This is a genomic window from Larkinella sp. VNQ87, assembly GCF_049445795.1.
GTDB lineage: Bacteria > Bacteroidota > Bacteroidia > Cytophagales > Spirosomataceae > Larkinella.
The window spans coordinates 101,239-122,775 of the sequence record NZ_JBMSDT010000012.1 but is presented as its reverse complement, the minus strand read 5'-3'; the positions used below and the strand labels follow the sequence as shown (position 1 = coordinate 122,775).

Here is a 21,537-nt window from a genome sequence, read left to right as displayed (position 1 = left end):
ACGCACCCGATAAATAAAAGGGAAATTCGGAGAATTGCCTTACGCCCGCTGCGCGCCTTCGTCCCTCGGTTCAACCAGAATCACGTCTTCTTTTTCCACTTTCACCTGTCCGGCGGCCAGGCCTTTCGGTTTTCGGACAAACTTCTTGGGCGTTACGATCACCGGGCACAGCGAATCCGTCCGGCGTTTGGAATACCAGGCCGCGAGTTCGGCGGCCCGTTCGATGACGGTTTTCGGAAACGGTTTTCCGGCTTTATACTTGATGATCACGTGCGAACCGGGCACGTCGCGGGCGTGGAGCCAGAGGTCGTCTTTATAAGCGTATTGCTGCGTGAGCAGATCGTTGTTTTTGGCGTTCCGGCCAATTAGAATTACAAAACCTTCGTAAATGACCTGCTTGAAGAGCGGGGCGGTTCCATCAGCGGCTTTTTCTTCACCAATCGGGTTGTTTTTGAGGTATTTGCGCAGTTCCCGCAACGACTCGATGGGCTGGATGGCGTCGAGTTGCTGCTGAAGCTGCCGGATTTCGGCTTCCCGGTTTTCGAGTTGTTGTTGCAGCAGCGTCGTTTCGATTTTCTCGTTCTTGGATTTCCGGTAATAATGCTCGGCGTTTTTCTGCGGACTCAGCTCGGTTTTGAGCTTGATTTTGATGGGCGTGTTCCGGTAAAAATCCTCCAGTTCGACCACCTCGGGCGAGCGCGAAACCGGTTTTTCGGGAATCTGGTGCAGGTTTGCCATCAGGATGTTGGCAATTTCCTCGTTCTTCACCGCTTCATCAAGGCCGATCAGCCGTTGCAGATTCATGTCGATAGCGGCCTGGGTGCGTTTCAGTCGTTTTTCCAGGAGTCGCAGGGCCTCGCCTTTCTCGCGTTCCAGCGTATTCTGCCCCATGAAGGCCGAATAAAACCGGTTGCTGGCGGCAATCGGGTCCGTAAATTCCTGGCGAATTTCGCCGTAGGGCAGGAGCGAGAGCGTGGGTTTGTGCTGGAAGGTAGTGAGGTAAAAAGGCGGTTTTTCCAGTTGCCAAACGGTTTCCTGAATCAGTGCCCATTGCTCGGGGGCGGTTTTTTCGCGGAGGCCGTGATCGTCCAGGTACGCATTGACGAGTTTTCCGAAGGTCGGATACAGTTTCCGGTGGTCAAAACCGCTTTGTTCGTAGGCTTCCCAGGACTGATCCAGCGGGCGGTCGAGGGCCGAAAGCCGTAGTTGCGCGTCGGAAACGAGTCTGTTGTTGAATAAATCCGTGACGGTGTCTTCCGAAAAAATGAGCAGGTTCGGGCGGTTTCCAAAGAATTTGAACAGAAGCGTAACCCCACCATTGAGCGTAATTCCCAGACAGCGTTCGTTCAGAAACGAGCGAACGGCCAGCACGTCGCGGTCATACCATTCCTCAAACAGATCGACGCTGTTCTGGCGGGCGCGCTGGACGGTTTCGGGAAACAGCAAACCGGAAAAGTCGGGCCGTAGGGTTGCTTTTATAAAAAACGGCCGGTAAAAATTGACCTTTCCCCGGGCCTGCGCAAACACCAGCACCAGTTCGTCGCGGTCCTGGCTGAAACATTCCATGAATTTCAGGCCGGTCAACTGCGGTTCGAGGGCTGGGGCAAGCTGGCGGAGGAAGTAAAAATTGGTGTGCACGGGCGAAATCGGTTTCGGTTCGCAAACTTACACATCCGAACAATTCCGAAAACCGGTCGTTAACCTTTATCATCAAATTAACCGAAGGTCATGGCAAACAATAAGACAGTGGACCAACCGGGTTCCAATGACAAACAGGGCAATTCGAAGCGAACCCGCGACTACGAAGCACGGGATACGTCGGCCATGTCGACCAACATGGAAAAGATGCGGAGCAATCAGGATAAGACCAAGCAAGGCCCCGACGAAGATCATACGGATAAAACCAAGTCTGAACTCCAACACGAACGCGGGGGCAGCGGTCACAGCAGCCATAGCGGCTCGCGGAGTGGCAGTGATTCGGGAAAGTAAGTTGTTGAAGAAGTAAAAAATAGCGAATATTGAATAGCGAATAATGAATATCGAAACCGGAAAACACTTCATTATTCGTTATTCATTATTCGATATTCCTTTTTCCCTTATGTTCGATCTGCGGACAACCCGACTGGAACTCAGCCAGGAGTTGAAAGACATTCTGGCCTACTGGCAAAAATACGGCCCCGATCCGATTGAAGGCTATTACGGGCAGGTCGATTACCAGAACGTGCCGAAAACGGATGCCGCCAAGGGCATCGTACTCAACAGCCGCATCGTCTGGACGTTTGCGGCAGCCGCCCGGCACACCCAGCACGACGAGTACCTGCCTTACGCCGAACGAGCTTACAAATACATCGACAAACACTTCCGCGACAAAGAAAACGGTGGGGTCTACTGGTCGGTTGATTACAAGGGTGAGCCGCTGCAAACCTTCAAGCAGCAATACGGCCAGGCGTTTGCGATCTACGGCCTGAGCGAGTATTACCGGGCGACCCAACACCAGCCTGCCCTGGATTTTGCCAAAGAGATTTACGGAAAAATGATTGCCCACGCCTACGATCCGAAGCGGGGCGGTTTTTACGAGTGCCTGACCCGTGATTGGTCGGGCCTGGCCGATGAGTTTGTCATCAGCAAAAAGGACAATCAGGAAACCAAAACCATGAACACCCACCTCCATATTCTGGAGGCTTTCACGAACCTGTACCGCGCCTGGCCCGATCCCGGTCTGAACAAACAGATTCACGGATTGATCGACGTGTTTGTGAAGTATATTGTTGATCCGAAGACGTACCGGATGAACCTGTTCCTGGACGACGACTGGAAAATCCGGCGGACGGCCATTTCGTACGGCCACGACATCGAAGCGTCCTGGTTGCTGGTCGAATCGGCCGAAGCCCTGCACGACGAAGCGTTGGTGAAGAAAATCAAGGCGTTATCGGTCAAGATGGCGCGGGCTGCCGCGACTGGTTTGGAGCCTGACGGCGGCATGAACTACGAATACGACCCGAAAGAAAATCACGTAAACCGCGAACGCTCCTGGTGGGTGATGGCCGAAGCGATGGTCGGTTTTATGAATGCCTACCAGTTGACAAAGGAAAAACAGTTTCTGGATAAGTCGCTGAAGACCTGGGAGTTTATCAAGACGTACCTGCTGGATACCAAAAACGGCGAGTGGTACAGCGGCATCGACGAAAACCACAAAGTGCTGGGCAATAGCAAAATTAGTATGTGGAAATGTCCGTACCACAACGGCCGGGCCTGCATTGAAATGGTGGACCGGCTGGGGTAGCAGTGGGCAGAGGGGGAAGGGCAGAGGGTCAGTCCAGCTCGATTTTCAGGCCGTCGTAGCCGAGCCGGATGGAGGGTGGGAGCCGTTTCTCGACTTCGCGGTGCAGGCCGAGTTTGTGGCTGATGTGCACGAAGTAGGTTTGCTCGGGCCGGATGCGTTCGACGAGTGCAATGGCCTGGTCGAGCGTGAAGTGGGAAATATGCGGTTCGATTTGCAGCGCGTCCAGCACCAGAATCTGCGTACCGTAGACCTTCTCCAGTTCTTCGTCGGAAATGTAATTCAAGTCAGTCAGGTACGTGAAATTATGAATCCGGTACCCAAAAACCGGCAACCGGTGGTGCAAAACGTCGATGGGTGTAAAGCGAACTTCCTCAATTTCAAAGGCTTCGTTCTCGATTTCGTGGAGCCGTAAACGCGGAATGCCGGGATACTTGTTCTCGGCAAAAATGTACGCAAATTCGGCCTGGAGCTGGTTCAGCACCCGTTGGTGGGCATAGACAGGAATATCCTGTTGTTGAAGAAAATTGTAGGCTCGAATCTCATCCAGTCCGGCGGTGTGGTCTTTGTGTTCGTGGGTAAACAAAACCGCATCGAGCCGACGGATGCCCGCGCGTAGCATCTGCTGCCGAAAGTCGGGGCCGGTATCTACCACAAAACTTTTGCCGTCGACGGCCAGGTGGATGGCGGTCCGCAGCCGCTTGTCCCGGAAGTCGATCGAGCGGCAGACCTCGCATGTACAGCCGATCAGGGGGACACCCGAGGATGTTCCGGTTCCGAGTAGCGTAACAACCATAAGGAGAAGGCCAGAGGGGAGCGGGGAGGAAAATTGGGTTTCTTCCCCGCTTCATTTCTCCTTAATTATTTATCCGTAAGCTGATTGACCACCTCCACCAGCCGGTCGAAGTTCAGCGGTTTGACGAGTACGTCGTTGAAACCGGCGGTTTTGAACTCTTCTTCCGTATAGTTTTTGGCGTTTCCGGTAATGGCAACGACGGGAATATTGGCTTTTTCCGAATCGGACAGCGCCCGAACCCGGCGCACACACTCCATCCCATCCATGATCGGCATGTTGATATCCAGCAGGATGATATTGAAATCCTCTTTTTCCAGAATTTGCAGCACCTGCTCGCCATTTTTGACGGAGGTAATGTCGTAGTTCTGGAACTCAAGAATTTTGCGGGCTAGGTTCTGGATAACGGAGCTATCCTCGGCAATCAGTACGCGTTTGGTAGACATAAAGTCAATGGCTTGTGGTGAATAGTATCTTCACAGAAGTTTGGACAGGTGAAATTAACGACTATTCCAATAACACAAAAAAAATGTTCGTTTACTGCCCCAATTCGTGCGATTTCTCTGGCAGTAAGGCAGTGAGTCTGAATAATTTTGCAATCCGGAAATATTTTAACATAGAATTAATATAAAATCCAGGGAGTTTTGTACTTTTACTATGCTTAAGCAGTATGATACACCGGTACTGCGAATTTGGCTATCGATAAGACGTTGACCTCCAGCTTCCTCTGCTAACCCGGCCTTCCTTCATCATAGCTGCCCCGTGCTAAATGCTCTGCGAGTTTGTACTGATTAATACTCCGACCTGTTTTGGCAGTTCGACTAATCCTCTGACCCATGAAATTAACAGGCCCCGAGTCTTCCTTTGAACTGGATATACTGGATTATGAGTACAGCGATTCACAGTATTTCATGGATCGTAACTGGTTATTGATCAGCCTGAAAACCCGGTATAAGAACTACGTTTGCACGACGACGGCCCCGTTGCTGTCGACCTGGGAAATCGAATTACTGATTAAGTGGATGCGGTCGGTTGTAGCCCAACGTCAACTTTCACCCCGGTTGTCGTTTGTCGAGCCCTGCCTGGGCTTTACGACCTCGGCAACGGATGCAAACGGGTACGCGTTCGGCATCAAGCTGGATCAGGAAGCAACGCCCGATTGGTACAACGACAGTGCTAAGCCTTTCTGGCTGTCGGTCAATCCGAATACTGACGAATTGCAGCAGGCCATTCAGGATCTGGAAGGCCAACTCAACCGGTTTCCGGTGCGCGACTAAAGGCGGTTTTCCGGCCACTTTTTTGAACGGCCACCGCGGAAGCAAACCGGGCCATATGAGATGGGTTGGAACAAAAAACTGAGCTACGTGGCCTAAATATTCTGCAAGGCAGCCAGGTTTACATCTTTGTCAAAAACCGCCTGAAGCGGAATCCGAAAACCCGTCACGGTCAGGCTTTCAAGGGTATCACCGACGAACAGCACGGCGTGCTCTTCAAACGCCATCAGCGCTTCGTCCAGTTTATACTGCAACAGCGATTGCCGAACCGGATCGATGATCCAGTATTCCCGGACGCCGTGGGCGGCATAATCTTCGAATTTAATGCCCCCAACGGATGTTGCTTTGTCGCGGCCAACCGTCGTTGGGGAAAGCACTTCCACGATCAGGTCCGGAGCGGGGTGTTCCATCTGATCGTCATGAAACAGGGCGGCTGTTTCTTTATTCCAGAAACAAATGTCCGGTTCGTAGTCATTTCGGCTGAGAGAAACCAGCGCCTTTTCAAAATCCACTTCTCCCAAGCCGTGAATCGTGACGTAATTCTGGAGCAGGTTCACTAGATACTTGGTCGCTTCCAGATGTCTCCGCTTCACCGGCGAGTGCATCACCACTTCGCCGTTGATGAATTCGGCTTTGACATCATCGCGCAGCCATTCCCGGAACGCTTTCCGGCGCTGGGCTTCATTCTCCAGAATCGCCTGCGCCCGCTCGATCACCAGTCTGGCGTCCGGCGCTTCCAACAAATCCGCAACCCGGTTCGTAATCATACAACATTCGTTTCGATAAAAATACGAAAAAACCGCTTTATTACGTGTCCAACTCCGGCATGAGTTCTTTCAGAATTTTCTGAGCCGCGACCGAAATCACCGTCCCCGGTCCGAAAACGCCTTTCACCCCGGCGTCATACAGAAACTGGTAGTCCTGCGCCGGAATCACGCCCCCGGCAATCACCAGAATGTCGGCTCGGTCGATTTTCTTCAACTCCTCGATCAGTTGCGGAACCAGCGTTTTGTGCCCGGCCGCCAGACTCGACACGCCGACAATATGCACATCGTTTTCGGCCGCTTGCCGGGCCACTTCCTCCGGCGTCTGGAACAACGGCCCCATATCCACATCGAAACCCAGATCGGCGAAACTGGTGGCAATCACTTTCGCACCCCGGTCGTGACCGTCCTGGCCCATTTTTGCCACCAAAATCCGGGGTCGGCGCCCTTCGAGTTTGGCAAAGCGGTCGCTCAACTGGCGGGCCAGGCGGAAATTTTCATCGTCGGACACCTCGGCGGAGTAGACGCCCGACACGGCGCGGATGGTGGCTTTGTGTCGGCCAAATGCTTTTTCCAGAGCGTACGAAATTTCGCCCAAGGTGGCCCGGTGCCGGGCGGCTTCGATGGCGAGGGCGAGGAGGTTGGTGTTGGGCAGAGGGGATTGGGCAGAGGGTAAGGGCGCAGGTTTGGATGTAGTTGAGGATCGAAAAATCGCCTGTAGGGCAGCTTCGACTTTCTCCGGATCTCTTTTGGCCTTTACCTCGTGAATCCGCCTAATCTGTGCTTCCCGAACGGCCTGGTTATCAACTTCCAGCAGTTCAATTTCCGTTTCTGATTCCGGGCGGTATTTGTTCACGCCCACAATCACATCTTTTCCGGCATCGATGCGGGCCTGCTTGCGGGCAGCGGCTTCCTCGATGCGGAGTTTGGGCAGACCGGTTTCGATGGCTTTGGTCATGCCGCCGAGCGCTTCCACTTCCTGAATCAGCGCCCAGGCTTTCTGAATCAACTGATCGGTCAGCGACTCGACGTAATACGAACCACCCCAGGGATCGACCACCGCCGTGACATCGGTTTCGTGTTGCAGATAAAGTTGCGTATTTCGGGCAATGCGGGCCGAAAAATCGGTCGGTAGCGCAATGGCTTCGTCCAGCGAGTTGGTGTGCAGTGACTGCGTATGCCCCAACACCGCGGCCAGTGCTTCGATGCAGGTCCGGGCCACGTTGTTGAACGGGTCCTGTTCGGTCAGGCTGTAGCCGCTGGTCTGGCAGTGTGTTCGTAAAGCCAGTGATTTTGGGTTTTTAGGCTCAAATTGCTTGACCAGCGTGGCCCACAACACCCGCGCAGCCCGCATCTTGGCAATTTCCATGAAATGATTCATGCCGATGCCCCAGAAAAACGACAGCCGGGGCGCAAACTCGTCGATATTCATCCCGGCTTTCAGGCCGGTGCGGATGTATTCCAGCCCATCGGCCAGCGTGTAGGCCAGTTCCAGGTGGGCCGGAGCGCCCGCTTCGTGCATGTGGTAGCCGCTGATGCTGATCGAATTAAACTTGGGCATAAACCGGCTGGTGTAGGCGAAAATATCCCCGATGATCCGCATCGACGGTTCGGGCGGGTAAATGTAGGTGTTGCGCACCATGAACTCCTTCAAGATGTCGTTCTGGATGGTGCCCGACAACTTTTCGGGCGAGACTCCCTGCTCTTCTGCAGCCACAATGTAAAACGCCATGATCGGAATAACCGCCCCGTTCATCGTCATCGACACCGACATCTGATCGAGCGGAATCTGGTCGAAAAGGATCTTCATGTCCTCGACGGTATCGATGGCTACCCCGGCTTTGCCCACATCACCGACCACGCGCGGATGATCCGAATCGTAGCCCCGGTGCGTCGCCAGGTCGAAAGCCACCGAAAGCCCTTTTTGCCCGGCGGCCAGGTTTCGGCGGTAAAAAGCGTTGGAGGCTTCGGCGGTCGAAAAACCGGCATACTGGCGGATGGTCCACGGCTGGGTCACGTACATGCTGCTGTACGGCCCGCGCAGAAACGGTGGAATCCCGGCCACGGAGCCCAGGTGTTGTGCGTTGGCGAGATCAGCGGCTTCGTACTGCGGTTTAATCCGGAGGCCTTCGGCAGTAGGAAAGGGCTGGGGGCGTGAAGCAGCGTTTTTCCTGCTCGCCGACTCGTCCGAAAGGAATGTCTGGGGGGAGGTATTAAAATGGGGGCGCATACGATGACTTTATTCAAAGGTTGCGGCTAAGCGTCGATCCAGAAGCAAACCCGGTTTGTCCGGAGCCGTTGGGTGGTTAGCAAGGCTGGAGTTACCGGCTTCTTCCGTTCGAAATCGGGTGACGCCCACCAGAATCCGCCCGGCTTTTACGGCTTCCACCTGAGCCTGATACGCTATCTCGATTTCGTTTTGCAGAAAACCGCTTCGAAAAACCGCCTGCAAACCGCCCCGTTGCTCCACGTCCAGAAACAACGCCCAGGCGGCTTCGACCAATTGTTGCGTCAACGTTTCAAGGTAATATGAGCCAGCCGCCGGGTCAGTGGTTTTGTCCAGATGGGCTTCTTCTTGCAGCAAAATCGACACGTTCCGGGCAATTCGGATGGAAAATTCGTCGGGTTCGCGAAAAACAGCGTCGTACGGATGCACCGTCAAGGCGTCGCAGCCTCCGATCACGGCGGCCATCGCTTCGGTAGTGGCCCGGAGGAGGTTGGTGTCGGGCGTGGCCGCAGCGTCGTAGAAGGTGGACGTTTGGGCGTGAAGGAATAATGAATAGTGAATATCGAATACCGAATAATGAACTATTAGCCGCTGCCAGAGGATGCGGAGGGCGCGGAGTTTGGCAATTTCGGTGAAATAACTCGTGCCGACCGACACCGAAAGCATGGTTTTCGGTAAGAGTTGCGCGATGGATAAGCCATTGTCGGTCAGGTAGTCATACAGTTCGACCAAGGCGTTAAGCGTAAAGGCCAATTCCTGCGAAGCTGTGGCCCCGGCGTTGTGAAAAACGTGGCTGCCAATGGTCAGCGTCCGGAACTGGGGCGAGTCCAGTGTCAGGCGCGTGGCTTGGGCGAGTTGGGTCAGCGCATCGGTTGGGTCGTCGCCGGTTTGAAGCAAATGGGCCATTGGCTCATCGACCAGACCGCCCCGAAGCTGGTAGGGCAGCAACGGTTTCAGCTGATTGACCAGTGTCCCGGAGTGTCCCTCGGTCCGGAACCAGACCGGCGTGTCGCTTAGCTTCAGGCCGTTGAGCAGTCGCGCCCAGTCGAGGTCAGCCACGTTTGAATGCCTGAGGTCCAGCCAAAGGGCATCGGCTCCTTTCGCGAGCGTATCGCGCAAAACCGCATTGGCATCGGTTTCAGTAGTCAACCGGACCGTCGGCATAGTCAGCCAGCCCGGCGTCCGTTGAAGCGCTTGCCGGTTTTTGGAAACTGTCAGATTATCAACATCTTCGGGCGTATAGAAGGGTTCCGTTACAAAACCGTCCGGCGTCAGCCGTTGCAACGATGCAAACGGTTTTCCTTTCAGGTCGGCTACTACCTGCTGCGTCCACTGGGCTTTCGTAACGGGCGAAAAAAGGGCTTTTATGTTCAATTCGGTCATGGCTGGATGGGCTGGATGCTGGATACTCGATGCTGGATGCTTGATAAAAGGCACCGGAAATCCAGTATCTAGCATCCAGTATCAAAGTTAGGTCTTTTCGGGTAACGCCATAGCAGACGTAACTCGTATCCACGGTCGTGTTGCATTATTTTGATAATCTATTTTACTGTATTGACCCGCTCGAAAAATGCCTTTACTTTTATCCTTCCGGAGTTTGACGGGGAAGCTTGTCGGCTCTGATTTTTTTTCTACTTTTGTCTCCCTTTTTTCACCCACCGGGCTGAGCGCCGACTGGCAATTGGCTTTTGAATTGGCGAAATGTAAACGTGAGCGTACCCGTATCCGGCATACAGCGCGAAGCAGTGACGGTCTGGAACCGTTGCCTGCAGGTCATCCAGGAGAACATCCCGGACCAGAGTTTTCGCACCTGGTTCGAACCGATCGTTCCTCTGCGCCTGCACGGCAGCGAACTGACCATCCAGGTACCCAGCCAGTTTTTCTACGAATGGCTGGAGGAGAACTACGTGCATCTGCTCCGGAAAGCACTCGATTTTGCCATTGGTCACCACGGGCAATTGCAGTATTCCATCATTGTCGACAAAGGCGATGAGGGGAATAAACCGCTGACGGTCAACGTACCGACGACAAAGTCGCCCCAAACCGCCAAGCCCGACAACGTCGATGCGGACATTCTGAAGAGTCCGTTCGAAATGAAGGACCTCGATTCGCTGCAACTCGACTCGTACTTAAATCCGGCTTATACCTTCGACAATTTCATTGAGGGCGACTGCAACCGGCTGGGCCGCTCGGCGGGGTTTGCCATCGCTCAGAATCCGGGGACGACGGCCTTCAATCCGCTGATGATTTACGGCGGGGTTGGGCTGGGCAAGACGCACCTCGTCCAGGCGGTTGGCAATTACATCAAGAATAACAACCAGGACAAGTTTGTTCTGTACGTTTCCTCCGAAAAGTTTACGAACCAGTTTATCAACGCCATCCGAACCGATTCACTGCGCGACTTCATGAGTTTTTACATGCAGGTCGACGTGCTGATCATCGACGATGTACAGTTCTGGGCCGGGAAAGAAAAAACGCAGGAAACGTTCTTCCATATTTTCAATCATCTGCACGGCGGCAAGAAGCAGATCATCATGACCTCCGACCGCGCCCCCCGCGATTTGCAGGGCATGCAGGACCGGTTACAGTCGCGCTTCAAGCAGGGGTTGACGGCGGATTTGCAACAGCCGGATCTGGAAACCCGGACGGCCATCATTCAGAAAAAACTGCAATCGGAGGGGATTTTTATCGAGCACAACGTCATCGAATACCTGGCCCACAGCATCAACACCAATGTGCGGGAACTGGAAGGTGTCATAGTCTCGCTCATGGCGCAGGCATCGCTCAACCGCCGGGAAATCGACCTTGACTTGGCCCGCAGCACCCTCCGCAACATCGTCATCGATTCGGACAAGGAGGTCACCATCGATACGGTACAGGATGTTGTGGCCGATTTTTTTAAGGTAACCGTGGCTGATCTGAAGAGCAAAAGCCGTAAGAAAGAAACGGTTTTTCCCCGTCAGATTGCGATGTACCTGGCCAAAGAACAAACGGAACTTTCACTAAAGTCGATTGGCTACCACTTTGGTGGGCGCGACCACAGCACAGTCATTCACGCCATCCAGACCATCAGCGATCAAGTCAGTAATAATCCGCAAATCCGCGAAACCGTCGAGAAGCTGAAAAGCTCGTTGAAATAAGACGTACTCACGGACTTTAGTCCGTGTTTTGGGAGTTTAACCTATCTAAATGGTAATTTAAACTCACAAGGACTAAAGTCCGTGGGTACGTCAAAACCGTAAATCGTTGATTCGCTACCTTCCCCGGCACCAGATCGACACGCAGGCCTACGACCACTGTATTGCCCGCTCCCCGCAACGCCTGATTTATGCCTTTTCCTGGTATTTGGACGTGGTTTCTCCCAACTGGGCGGTGTTGGTCGAAGGGGAGTATCAGCGCGTGATGCCGCTGCCCGTTCGGACGCGGTACGGCGTAAAAGCCTTGGTTCAGCCCCTTTTCTGTCATCAGTTGGGCGTCTTTGCCGCCAATGAAACGCCCGATGCTACGGTTTTGGACCGTTTTCTACAAACCCTTCAGCAGCACATCCGCTATATTCCGGCTTACCAGTTTCAGGCCGCCAATGCGACGCATTTGTCAGCGGAGTGGGGGCCGTTGAGATCGATGACCAACCATGTATTGAATTTGCAAAAACCGTATGAAGAACTGACCTCCGGATACTCGAAAGACCGGAAAGTTAACCTGAAACGCGGGTTGCAACATAACTGGGAAGTGGCTGATAGCGACCAGATTCAACCCCTGATCGACCTGTTTCAGAGGTACAACACGGTCGGAATCGGGCGGGTAGCGCCCCAGGCTTACGATCAGCTCCGGAATCTGGTAGCGGTTTTGCGGGAACGGGAGCAGGTTCGTATCCGGGTAGCATCAGAAAACGGGCAGATCGAAGCGGGTTGTTTGCTGCTGACGGATGTAAACCGCGTGATTCACCTGTTCTGCTCGGCCAGCCCGCAGGGGCGGAAAGGCAACGCCCGGACCGTCATTCTGGATCAGTTTATTCGGGAGTATGCCGAACAGCCAATGCTGTTTGATTTTGAAAGCCCGGAAGTTGAAAGTCTGGCGGCTTTCAACCGGAGTTTTGGTGCGGAGCCGGAAGCGTACGTTCGGCTGGTCAGCAACCGGTTGCTGGGCCCAGTGCGGTTTTTGCACTGGGTTAAAAAATGGTTACACCAAAACGTATTGCCGCGATGACGATCCGTTACCTCGACCGCCCGGACCTCGACCTCGTTGGCTGGGACAATTGCGTCGGTACGTCGACTCAACGACTCTTCTACGGTTTTTCGTGGTACCTGGACGCCCTGACCACCGGACCGCGGGCGCCGTACTGGGGTGGGATCGTTGCCGAATCCGGTGGGAAGTATGTGGCCGTGATGCCAGTTGTTTACCGAAAAAAATGGGGGATTCGGTACGTGTACCAACCCGATTATTGCCAGCAACTCGGTATTTTCAGTCAGCAAGGGTTGGCTTTACAGCCGGTTTTGCCCCAATTCTGGGCGCAACTGACCCGACAGTTTAAATGGGTACTTTCCTACCGGTTCAACGAAAAGAACGAGGAGGAGCTTTTCTTTCCTGACGGTTTTTCGGTTTTGAAACGGGAAAATCATCTCTTGCCATTGGACAAACCGTATAAAGCGCTTTTTGAAGTGTATGCCACCGATCGCAAAATTAATCTCAACCGGGCGCGAAACACGGGTTGGTGCGTGGAAGAGCGCCCGGACGTCCGGGCGCTGATCCAACTCCACCGGCAGTATAACGAAGAAAAAGCCGTGGGCGGCATCAAGCTGGATTTAACCATCTACGACCGGTTTGCCAATGCCTGCGATGAATTGTACCGCCGGGGACTGGCCCGAATCTGGCTGGCCCGGAAGCCCGACAGCGAGACGGCCGAAGCCGGCGGATTATTCGTGCTGGACCGCGACCGGATCGTTTACCTGTTCAACGGCGCGTCGGTGGTGGGGCGAAAGCAGCAGGCCCGGCTCTGGCTGATCGACCGGCTGATCGAAGAGTTTGCCGGAACCGCGCTGGCGTTTGATTTTGAAAGCCCGGCAGTGGGGGCCGAGTCGGTAAAGGCGTATTACCAGAGTTTCGGAGCCGAGGCAAAACCGTATTCCGAAATAGCCTACAACCACCTGCCGAAATGGCTGACGTACGCCCGGACTTTAGTCCGTGGCTTTTTAACTCGCAGAAAAGCCACGGACTAAAGTCCGGGCGTACGTTAACGTTTGAAAAACCGCAGTTCGTTGCGCAGGCCGGAATGGCTTTTGAGGTCCATTTCCATCGCGCCGACCCACAGGTCTACTTCTACTTTCACCGGGATCTTGTTTCCGTCGTCCGACACCCAGATCCGAATGGCATCTTCGCCTTTAAAGAGTTTGTTTTCAGGCAAAACCGGGTTGATTTTGAGAACGTTGATGTGGCCAAATTTGGTCTTAATGGTTTCTTTTCCCCGATACCGGACTTTCATATTATACACCTTGTCGTCAAAAAAGGCCGGGACTTCGATGAGTTGGCCGGGGTGAACGCGGTTGAAGTCGATCGTCCGTAGAAAGTAGTAACCGCTGATTACGTCGTGAACGTTTTCGGGCACCTTGAAAACGTCTTTTTCGGTCTTTTCCTCCGAACGAACGGTATTGGCAAAATGGTTGAATGTGACATTTTCTTCCTTGCGGTGATTGCCTTCTTCGATGTGGATGAAGAATTTCTGGGGCAAAATCGCCGTGGTATCGATGTACGACCGCCAGGTATTCCGGATGCGGGTGATGAGGTCGAAAGCGCCCACGGTTCGGCCGTAGACGTTCACCCGGTAGCAGGGACGCTCGTTGACTTTGTACACCGTCGGTGCGACATCCACTGTGGCTTCGGCCGCGTTGAAAATGCCGTAATGGACTTTATACTCCAGATGCTCACCCGCTCCGAAACTGGTGTTGTTCACCCGTCGGTAGGCATTATCCGGTTTCAGGGCAACCTGCGACAAGGCTGCCGTGGTCAGGATGGATAGGATAAGGATGACTCGTTTCATAAGCGCGTAACACCAGACCCCGCAAAGTTCAGGATTAGAGATTGGTCTTCATCATTCCATCGGGATGAATCGCCAAAAAAGCCGGTTCAACCGAACAGTATTGATTTACAACGACGGATACGTCTTTTTCAGATACGTCAGATACTGGTTAAAATTGCTGTTAAACTTCTCTTCAAATTCACGCCGGAAGCGGTTTTGTTGCTGCCGGTAGGTTTTATAGCCCACGAAATACGCGTTATTCGGTAAATTTTCCTTCGTAAACCGTCGCTTTTTCGGAACCGGCGACGTCCCGGAAGGTTTCGCGTCCAACGTATCGACGGTTGCAACAATCTGATCAATCAACTGCCACTTGGTTGCCTCTTTGACCCGTTCGGGCGTCTGAGCGTTGTAGGTGGCATACAAACTGTCGAGTTTCCCGGTGCCGCGCAACACGTGTTCGTCGTAACGTTCGCCGTACTGTTTGGCTGCCAGGTAGCCCGTTGCTTCCGGGGAGTTAGCCCCGTACTTCTGAGTAAGAAATTTCAACGCGCCATATTCACCGACAAAATCGGCGAGGTTTTCGTTGTATTCCAGGTTATTTTTTACAAACAAGGTGCCATGTGTAAGTTCATGGATGATCAGTTCAGCCAGTTGGCCTTCCGATCGTTTTAACATGGACGACAGAATCGGATCGCGGAAAAATCCTAAGGTCGACCAGGCCGACACTTCATTTAAACGCGTATCATAGCCCTGTTGTTTCAGAGTTGCCAGCTCCTGATCGGCCCGGTCTTTCTCAAAGAACCCTTTGTAGGCAAACGTACCGATGATCGGAAACTGCCACTCTTTGGCGACAAGGCGGTATTTCTCCGAGGCTACGACTACCCACAGAATCGGTTTCCCGTGCTGATCGTAGAAGGTGGTATAATTTTTAGACGGATTAATACCCAGAGAGTCAACAGCATAACGCTTGATTTCCTGAATAAGTTCTATTTTTTGCTTCAATGAGTCGGGAAAAGACGCATCGGCCAATACCTCCTCAACCGGTCGGGTGTTCCACAAAATGACGAACTGACCCTTCGCCTGCATCCAGCCGTAGCTCACCAGCTCATAGTTCCAGACACCTACGACAATACATACCCCCAAAAAGCCCAAAAAGATTTTTCGAATCATAGAGACAGTCTAAATTTTGTAATTCTCCTTGTTGAAGCCACCCCCAACCCCCTAAAGGGGGCTTCTGAATCCGGAGTTTTGAGCCCCCTTTAGGGGTTGGGGGTGGCCCGGAGACAGGTAAATGCCATTTTTAGACAGTCTCATAGACAAAGGTACCGTCTTCAGTGGGTAAAGTTGATATAAATTCCTTCCGAATGCTCAAAGAGCCGGTTCTTAAGATCATAATGCGGTTCAAACCGGGCTGTCACCGAAAGTCCGCCCGCAATTGGAATGTCTTTTAAAAAACGCACGATCAGCAATTGGCGGTTTTTCTCCTGATAAACACTATTGTATCGGCGGGTATAATTCTGGTATAAATACCCGCCCAGTTCGGCGCGGTAGTTCGTGCCTTGCCAGTAACTGACCAAAACCGTCAGCGGCTTCAGATTGATAGTCAGGTTGGGGTAAAACGCTCCGCCCGAATCGCTTTTTCCCGCCAGTTCTGAATACCCAACGACGTACGTATCCAGCCGTGCAGATCGGAAGAAACCGGGTAGTCTGTTCGCCCAGGTCAGACTCAGGCTCCCGGCGGCATTGACGGCTGTGCGAACCGGCAACGAAGTGTTTATGTTCTGCCCGCCCGCATGAAAAACGGTTACCTGCACCGGGATCGACAACGCCCAGTGCTTGTCCGGGTCCCTTTTACTAATGGTCTGCTCCAGCGAAAAACCGCCCCAAAACTGTTCCTGGCGCGTGTAACCGGGTAAGGTATTTTGCAAATAACTAATCCAGAAATCGAAGAACGTGTGCTCAGTCTGGTGATGGATTTGTAGGCCATTTTCCAGCCGCTGCTGCAACAGCCGCTCAAAATTGTATAGTGGTTCGATTAGCCGGTGACTTACGGCCCCTTCCAACGTCCCAAAGAGGTAATTCCATCGGTTGTGTTTGAACTTGATGGTGAGGGTAGGCGCAAGCTGGGTGATCCGTTCCTGACCGAAATCTTTTTTTAGAAATACGCCCGCTTCCAGAACCACGTTTGGAGCAGGCTGGTAAGCAACCCGAGGATTTACCTGATAACCAAAAAGGGTGTAGCCATCGGTGATGGGCCCGAAGTATTCATTGTTCCGGACAAAACCCAGCAGATGGACGCGGAAGTTCAATTTTCGAACGCTATCAAACCGGGCATACTGTTCGAATACCTGATTGTTGAGTTGAGCAGAAGATATGTTTGAGTTAAAATATAAATAACATAAAAATAAAACATTTTTTGGTGTTATGATTGGATTTCTAAAGAATAAATGTTTTATTTGTGTTACTATTTGACCGGTTTTCCGGCGGACAATACCTTTCATATCATACTGTTTATTTTAAAAGCCCGCCTTGCAAATCTGGTCATAAAATGCTAATTTTATAAGGTTAAACATACTAAAAATCATTTTTTGCGTAAACACATCACATGGCACAAGCACCTGTTAGTACGGCTAATGACAGCAAACTGAAAGCCCTGCAAACCACCATTGAAAAGTTGGATAAAGCCTACGGGAAAGGAACCGTCATGCGGCTGAGCGAGAGCAAAGTTGTTGATGTTCCGGTCATTTCGACGGGTTCTCTGGGGCTGGACCTGGCACTGGGCATTGGTGGGGTTCCGCGCGGCCGGATTGTTGAAATCTACGGGCCGGAATCGTCGGGGAAAACGACGCTAACGATGCATTGCATCGCCGAAGCGCAGAAAAACGGTGGCCTGGCTGCCTTCATCGACGCCGAGCACGCTTTCGACCGTGTCTATGCCGAAAAACTGGGGATCGATACCAAAAATTTGCTTATCTCTCAGCCTGACAACGGCGAACAGGCGCTCGAAATTGCCGAACATCTGATTAGTTCCGGAGCGATCGACATCATTGTTATCGACTCTGTAGCCGCCCTGGTTCCGAAAGCCGAGCTGGAAGGCGATATGGGCGAGAGCAAAATGGGTCTGCAAGCCCGGTTGATGTCACAAGCGCTGCGGAAATTGACGGGGGTGATCAATAAAACCGGTTGCTGCTGTATCTTCATCAACCAGTTGCGCGAAAAAATCGGTGTGATGTTCGGGAACCCCGAAACAACTACTGGTGGTAACGCCCTGAAATTCTATTCATCGGTTCGTCTGGATATTCGCCGGATTGGGCAGATCAAGGATGGAGACGATATTCTGGGGAACCGGACGAAAGTAAAAGTAGTTAAAAATAAACTCGCGGCTCCGTTCAAAGTGATCGAATTCGACATTATGTACGGGCAGGGGATTTCAAAAGTCGGCGAAGTGCTTGACCTGGCCGTTGAACTGGAAATCGTGAAGAAATCCGGCTCGTGGTTCTCGTACGAAGGCAACCGGTTGTCGCAGGGTCGTGATGCCGTGAAAAACCTGTTGCTCGACAATCCTGAACTGATGGCCGAACTGGAAGCCAAAATCCGGGCGCAGGTCAACAGCGATGAAGGAGCGCTGGTTGACCCGGCAGGGGCTACGGCAGACGATGAAGATACCCTTGAGTAAGCGTTCTGCCGTGCGGTCGATTCAGTGAGTTTGAAGCAGAGTGTTTCAATTATTGTTTGACAAATGAAGAGGTGGTTGGCTGTTGCCGACCACCTCTTTTTTCGTACCCACGGACTAAAGTCCGTGTTTGAGTTGACCATTTAGGTAGAATAAACTCTAAAAACACGGACTAAAGTCCGTGGGTACGAAAAACGGTGTCAACCTTTGTTGACACCGTTGAACAAGTACGTATGAGTTGAATGAAACTACAGTTCCCGAATTCGAAGGTTCCGGTACCAGACCTTCTCTTTCGGATTGTGGCTTTGTAGTGCAATTTTGCCTTTGGCGTGGGCTTTGGCGTACGGCATTTCTTTGAATTTGCTTTTCGCAACCATGGCCTTCCAATCGTCACTGCCATAGATGTATTCTACTACCTTTTTGCCATTTAGGTAATGTTCTACATTGTTGTTATTGACAACAATGCGACCTTTGTTCCATTCGCCGACTGGTTTTACAGCACCGGGGTCGCTGGGGCCTTGGAGGTCATAATTAGCACCGGTCAACTGGCTGTCTTTCAATTTCTGACCATCACCTAATGGATAGTCTTTGTTGTCGATTACCTGGAATTCAGGACCAGACCAGTACGTCGCTTTGTTGGCGGGATCTTCAATGACCTTGTAAACCACTCCGCTATTGCTTTTCGCCGGAATCTTGAACTCAAATTCGAATTCGAAGTTTTCAAACTCCTGATCCGTGACAAGATCTCCACCGGTTCCGTCCGGAGCTAGGGTACCGTCTTCAATGTTCCAGCCAACAACGTGATCTTTCAGATAACTATGCCAGCCTTTGGTCGATTTGCCGTCGAACAATGCCACCCATTTCCCGGGTTTTGAACCTATGTTCGACAAACTCATCAACGACACCATCCCGGCCACCAGGCCGATTGCAAAAATTGTTTTTTTCATGGTTTTGAGGGTTTGTGGTTTTCCGTTTTCAGTATACGGTTTTCAGTACGCCGACGCTAACCAGTATTATTGAATGCGTCAGCACTATAAACTGAAAACCGTATACTGAAAACAGTTGTTCTATACCGCATTCATCATTTTCATCGCGTTCGGGTCCCAGTTGACGATCTGCTTTTTGAACAGACTGACGTTGCTGCACAGCGTCGGGCCGCAGGCCCGTAGTCCGAACGTCGCGTCTTCGGCCACCGGTTTGTTGGTCCGCACGGAGTCGAAGAAATTGACAAAGTGCTCATAGCGGTCGCCTTTGTAGTCTTTCGGCGTTTTATATACCATCTCCCGCGGGGCTTCCATTTCGGGGCGGTTCGGGTAGAGTTTGTTGTACTCCTTCAAATACGCTTCCTGCTGATCTTTCGGGAAGTTATCGATCGACAACCCCGGTGCTTTCGGCAGTTTGTGGCGCCGAACCGTCAGGCTGTCCCAACCAATGGACAAATCGCCTTCCGTCCCCACCAGACGGACGAGGTAGCCTCCTCCTCCGCCGTCGACAAAATTACTGCGCGTAGTCAGGTTGAACTCCGGATGCTCGGCGGTTTGCGGATAATCGAAAATGGCCAGGTGAATATCCGGCACATCCCGCCCATCTTTCCAATACCGTAATCCTCCGCTGGCATACACTCGGTTAGGGCCTTTTGAACCGGTGATGGTGTGGAGCGTCGTCAGCAAGTGTACGTAAAGGTCACCGGCCACACCCGTGCCGTAGTCCTGGTAGTTCCGCCAGCGGAAAAAACGCTTCGGATCCCACTCGCGTTTCTTGGCCGTGCCGAGGTAGGTGTCCCAGTCGACGGTTTGGGGTGAGGCATCTGGCGGAATTGAGTATTGCCAGGCACCCATCGCGCTGTGCCGGTCATACTGGGCTTCGGCAAACACCAGATCACCAATATCGCCGGCTTTTAGCAATTCTTTCGCCTTGGCAATGATGATCGAACTGGCAAACTGGCTACCGACCTGAAAGACCTTACCGGTTTCTTTCTGCACCTTAATCAATGTATGACCATCTTCGACCTTTTGCACCATCGGTTTTTCACAATAAATGTGCTTGCCTTTGCGCATGGCGTCCGACGAAATTTTCTCGTGCCAGTGGTCGGTGGTGCCGTTGATGATCACGTCTACATCCGGGCGTTCGATCACCTGGCGGTAGTCGCGGGTCGTAAACAGGCCGTCGCCCCAGAGCTCTTTAGCCCGGCGTAACCGGCCGTCGTACAGGTCACAGGCAGCTACGACTTCCGTGCCTTCCACCATCAAGGCGGTTTGCGTATCGCCAATGCCCATGCCGCCCGTACCGATCAAACCGATGCGAATCTTTTCGTTGGCGGCTGTAGTGCGGTGGTTTTTGATCAGATTAAGGTACATAGGAGCCGTTCCGGCATTGGCAAGGGTTGAGGGAACGGCTGCGGCTGCGGTTCCGGCCAGGCCCAGTGTTTTTAGAAACGACCGGCGTGAAGGAGCCTGTTCAGGGTTTTCCATAATGCAGATTGAATGTTTTCAGGAGCCTGTAAGTTACGACTTTTTAGAATAGGTCACGAAAAAAGCCCCGCCGAATTGGCGGGGCCCATGGGTTGTTGAGCCGGTTTTTACTTACATAACATCCTGTCGGGCGGCTTCCGGGTCGTTGTATTTCAGGTCCAGTTGGTCAGTCGATTTCATGTCCGAAGCGGCCGAACTGCCCTCCTGCATGGGCTGTTTTTTCACGGCGCTTTCATCCAGTGCTTCCTTGGGCTGATCAAGCATCTGAGCGGTTTCCTGCGGTCGCTCACCCGGCTGATAATCGTGCGTATCCTTGGCGTCGGCATCGTAGGGACGTGCCGCCGTGCCGGTATCCGGTTTTTCTTCCATGCCTTCGTCGGCCTGGGGCTTGCTGTAATTATCCGGCCCGGGACCTTGCTGATTTTCCGGTTTCGATGATGTTCCGAGGAATTCCGGAAGTTCTTCGTTTTTGGCCGGGTCCTGGCTTTGTGTGGGTACATCGGCTCCGGGCATGGTATCGGTCAGCATACTGGTGGGGGTGTTCGACGCGCCCGGCCGGTTGCTGGTCTGGTTATCTCCTTCGACCGAATTGTTGACCTCGTGCGAGCGTTCCGGTTCGCTGGGTTCCGTGATTTCGGGCTGATGTGGTCGGGGTGTCGAGGGCAAATCCGGAATTTCCGGGCCAGCGGGCGTTGGGCTCGGGGGCGTAGGCGTGTCGGGTCCGGCCGGAACCGGGTTGTTCGGATCGGGCGTCGAGGGAAGTTCGGGCACCATGTCGGCCTGCGGATGGGCTGATTGAATATCAACCACGTCGTAGGTGCGCTGATTCGGAGAATAAAGCCCGCGTTCTTCGTCATTGGTGTATTGACTAGCCAGGTCATCACTCACTTCACTGTCGACTTCCGCCGTCGGAACCAGCTTGCCGTCGACTAGTTTTACCATATGTGTCTGGGCCTGATCCTGGCCGTATTTTGTATCCGCGTTTTCGTTATTAACCAGATCCGCAGGTTGCGAATCATGAAAGACATTCGATTCCATACCG

At 52.8% G+C, this 21,537-nt stretch carries 19 protein-coding genes; 7 read left to right on the top strand and 12 right to left on the bottom strand.

Annotation, left to right across the window (positions count from 1 at the left end):
- Nucleotides 1–39: 39 nt before the first annotated feature.
- Complete coding sequence (locus ACO2Q8_RS20945) at nucleotides 40–1,638, bottom strand: NFACT RNA binding domain-containing protein (RefSeq protein WP_423346809.1); 1,599 nt, start codon at nucleotides 1,636–1,638, stop codon at nucleotides 40–42.
- A 90-nt stretch (nucleotides 1,639–1,728) separates the two neighbouring features.
- Between ACO2Q8_RS20945 and ACO2Q8_RS20940 the strand changes: the two genes are divergently transcribed.
- Both ACO2Q8_RS20940 and ACO2Q8_RS20935 read left to right on the top strand, forming a co-directional pair.
- Nucleotides 1,729–1,989 (top strand): hypothetical protein, encoded by a 261-nt coding sequence (locus tag ACO2Q8_RS20940; protein WP_423346808.1) that lies wholly within the window; start codon nucleotides 1,729–1,731, stop codon nucleotides 1,987–1,989.
- 43 nt (nucleotides 1,990–2,032) lie between these two features.
- Nucleotides 2,033–3,283, top strand: coding sequence for an AGE family epimerase/isomerase (locus ACO2Q8_RS20935; RefSeq protein ID WP_423346807.1), 1,251 nt, complete (start codon nucleotides 2,033–2,035; stop codon nucleotides 3,281–3,283).
- Nucleotides 3,284–3,311: 28 nt separating this feature from the next.
- On the opposite strand, the gene ACO2Q8_RS20930 is transcribed toward ACO2Q8_RS20935, so the two are convergent.
- Nucleotides 3,312–4,076, bottom strand: a complete 765-nt coding sequence (locus ACO2Q8_RS20930) for an MBL fold metallo-hydrolase (protein ID WP_423346806.1) — start codon at nucleotides 4,074–4,076, stop codon at nucleotides 3,312–3,314.
- Nucleotides 4,077–4,141: 65 nt separating this feature from the next.
- Nucleotides 4,142–4,519 (bottom strand): response regulator, encoded by a 378-nt coding sequence (locus ACO2Q8_RS20925; protein ID WP_423346805.1) that lies wholly within the window; start codon nucleotides 4,517–4,519, stop codon nucleotides 4,142–4,144.
- Between the two features lie 390 nt (nucleotides 4,520–4,909).
- On the opposite strand from ACO2Q8_RS20925, the gene ACO2Q8_RS20920 reads away from it, so the two are divergent.
- On the top strand, nucleotides 4,910–5,350 hold the full coding sequence (locus ACO2Q8_RS20920; protein ID WP_423346804.1) for a WapI family immunity protein: 441 nt from the start codon (nucleotides 4,910–4,912) through the stop codon (nucleotides 5,348–5,350).
- A 92-nt stretch (nucleotides 5,351–5,442) separates the two neighbouring features.
- Here ACO2Q8_RS20920 and ACO2Q8_RS20915 read toward each other — a convergent pair whose 3' ends face one another.
- Genes ACO2Q8_RS20915 through ACO2Q8_RS20905 form a run of 3 tightly spaced genes read right to left on the bottom strand, consistent with a single transcriptional unit; the run spans nucleotide 5,443 to nucleotide 9,721 of the window.
- The gene (locus tag ACO2Q8_RS20915; RefSeq protein ID WP_423346803.1) at nucleotides 5,443–6,114 is read right to left on the bottom strand and encodes a Uma2 family endonuclease; all 672 of its coding nucleotides are present in this window, start codon (nucleotides 6,112–6,114) and stop codon (nucleotides 5,443–5,445) included.
- Between the two features lie 40 nt (nucleotides 6,115–6,154).
- Nucleotides 6,155–8,341, bottom strand: a complete 2,187-nt coding sequence (gene scpA / locus ACO2Q8_RS20910) for a methylmalonyl-CoA mutase (protein ID WP_423346802.1) — start codon at nucleotides 8,339–8,341, stop codon at nucleotides 6,155–6,157.
- A gap of 9 nt (nucleotides 8,342–8,350) precedes the next feature.
- Nucleotides 8,351–9,721 (bottom strand): methylmalonyl-CoA mutase family protein, encoded by a 1,371-nt coding sequence (locus ACO2Q8_RS20905; protein ID WP_423346801.1) that lies wholly within the window; start codon nucleotides 9,719–9,721, stop codon nucleotides 8,351–8,353.
- Nucleotides 9,722–10,068: 347 nt separating this feature from the next.
- Here ACO2Q8_RS20905 and dnaA point away from each other — a divergent pair, with 347 nt between their 5' ends.
- The 3 genes from dnaA (at nucleotide 10,069) to ACO2Q8_RS20890 (ending at nucleotide 13,554) form a co-directional block, all read left to right on the top strand.
- Nucleotides 10,069–11,478, top strand: coding sequence for a chromosomal replication initiator protein DnaA (dnaA, locus tag ACO2Q8_RS20900; protein ID WP_423346908.1), 1,410 nt, complete (start codon nucleotides 10,069–10,071; stop codon nucleotides 11,476–11,478).
- 106 nt (nucleotides 11,479–11,584) lie between these two features.
- Nucleotides 11,585–12,544: a GNAT family N-acetyltransferase gene (locus ACO2Q8_RS20895; RefSeq protein ID WP_423346800.1), complete on the top strand. Its 960-nt coding sequence runs from the start codon at nucleotides 11,585–11,587 to the stop codon at nucleotides 12,542–12,544.
- Nucleotides 12,541–13,554 (top strand): hypothetical protein, encoded by a 1,014-nt coding sequence (locus ACO2Q8_RS20890; protein WP_423346799.1) that lies wholly within the window; start codon nucleotides 12,541–12,543, stop codon nucleotides 13,552–13,554. Before ACO2Q8_RS20895 ends, ACO2Q8_RS20890 begins: the two co-directional genes overlap by 4 nt.
- 14 nt (nucleotides 13,555–13,568) lie before the next feature.
- Here the strand turns inward: ACO2Q8_RS20890 and ACO2Q8_RS20885 are convergent, their stop codons facing one another.
- From ACO2Q8_RS20885 to ACO2Q8_RS20875, 3 genes are all read right to left on the bottom strand, one after another.
- Entirely contained in the window at nucleotides 13,569–14,372 is an 804-nt protein-coding gene (locus tag ACO2Q8_RS20885; protein WP_423346798.1) for a DUF3108 domain-containing protein, read from the bottom strand.
- A 105-nt stretch (nucleotides 14,373–14,477) separates the two neighbouring features.
- On the bottom strand, nucleotides 14,478–15,521 hold the full coding sequence (locus ACO2Q8_RS20880; protein WP_423346797.1) for an aminopeptidase: 1,044 nt from the start codon (nucleotides 15,519–15,521) through the stop codon (nucleotides 14,478–14,480).
- A gap of 161 nt (nucleotides 15,522–15,682) precedes the next feature.
- Nucleotides 15,683–16,660, bottom strand: coding sequence for a hypothetical protein (locus ACO2Q8_RS20875; RefSeq protein WP_423346796.1), 978 nt, complete (start codon nucleotides 16,658–16,660; stop codon nucleotides 15,683–15,685).
- Between the two features lie 296 nt (nucleotides 16,661–16,956).
- On the opposite strand from ACO2Q8_RS20875, the gene recA reads away from it, so the two are divergent.
- On the top strand, nucleotides 16,957–18,027 hold the full coding sequence (gene recA, locus ACO2Q8_RS20870; RefSeq protein WP_423346795.1) for a recombinase RecA: 1,071 nt from the start codon (nucleotides 16,957–16,959) through the stop codon (nucleotides 18,025–18,027).
- A gap of 245 nt (nucleotides 18,028–18,272) precedes the next feature.
- Here recA and ACO2Q8_RS20865 read toward each other — a convergent pair whose 3' ends face one another.
- The 3 genes from ACO2Q8_RS20865 to ACO2Q8_RS20855 all read right to left on the bottom strand — a co-directional run bounded on the left by ACO2Q8_RS20865 (nucleotide 18,273) and on the right by ACO2Q8_RS20855 (nucleotide 21,533).
- Nucleotides 18,273–18,971 (bottom strand): 3-keto-disaccharide hydrolase, encoded by a 699-nt coding sequence (locus tag ACO2Q8_RS20865; protein ID WP_423346794.1) that lies wholly within the window; start codon nucleotides 18,969–18,971, stop codon nucleotides 18,273–18,275.
- Between the two features lie 120 nt (nucleotides 18,972–19,091).
- Nucleotides 19,092–20,495 (bottom strand): Gfo/Idh/MocA family protein, encoded by a 1,404-nt coding sequence (locus ACO2Q8_RS20860; RefSeq protein ID WP_423346793.1) that lies wholly within the window; start codon nucleotides 20,493–20,495, stop codon nucleotides 19,092–19,094.
- 111 nt (nucleotides 20,496–20,606) lie between these two features.
- Nucleotides 20,607–21,533, bottom strand: coding sequence for a hypothetical protein (locus ACO2Q8_RS20855; protein ID WP_423346792.1), 927 nt, complete (start codon nucleotides 21,531–21,533; stop codon nucleotides 20,607–20,609).
- Between the last annotated feature and the right edge of the window lie 4 nt (nucleotides 21,534–21,537).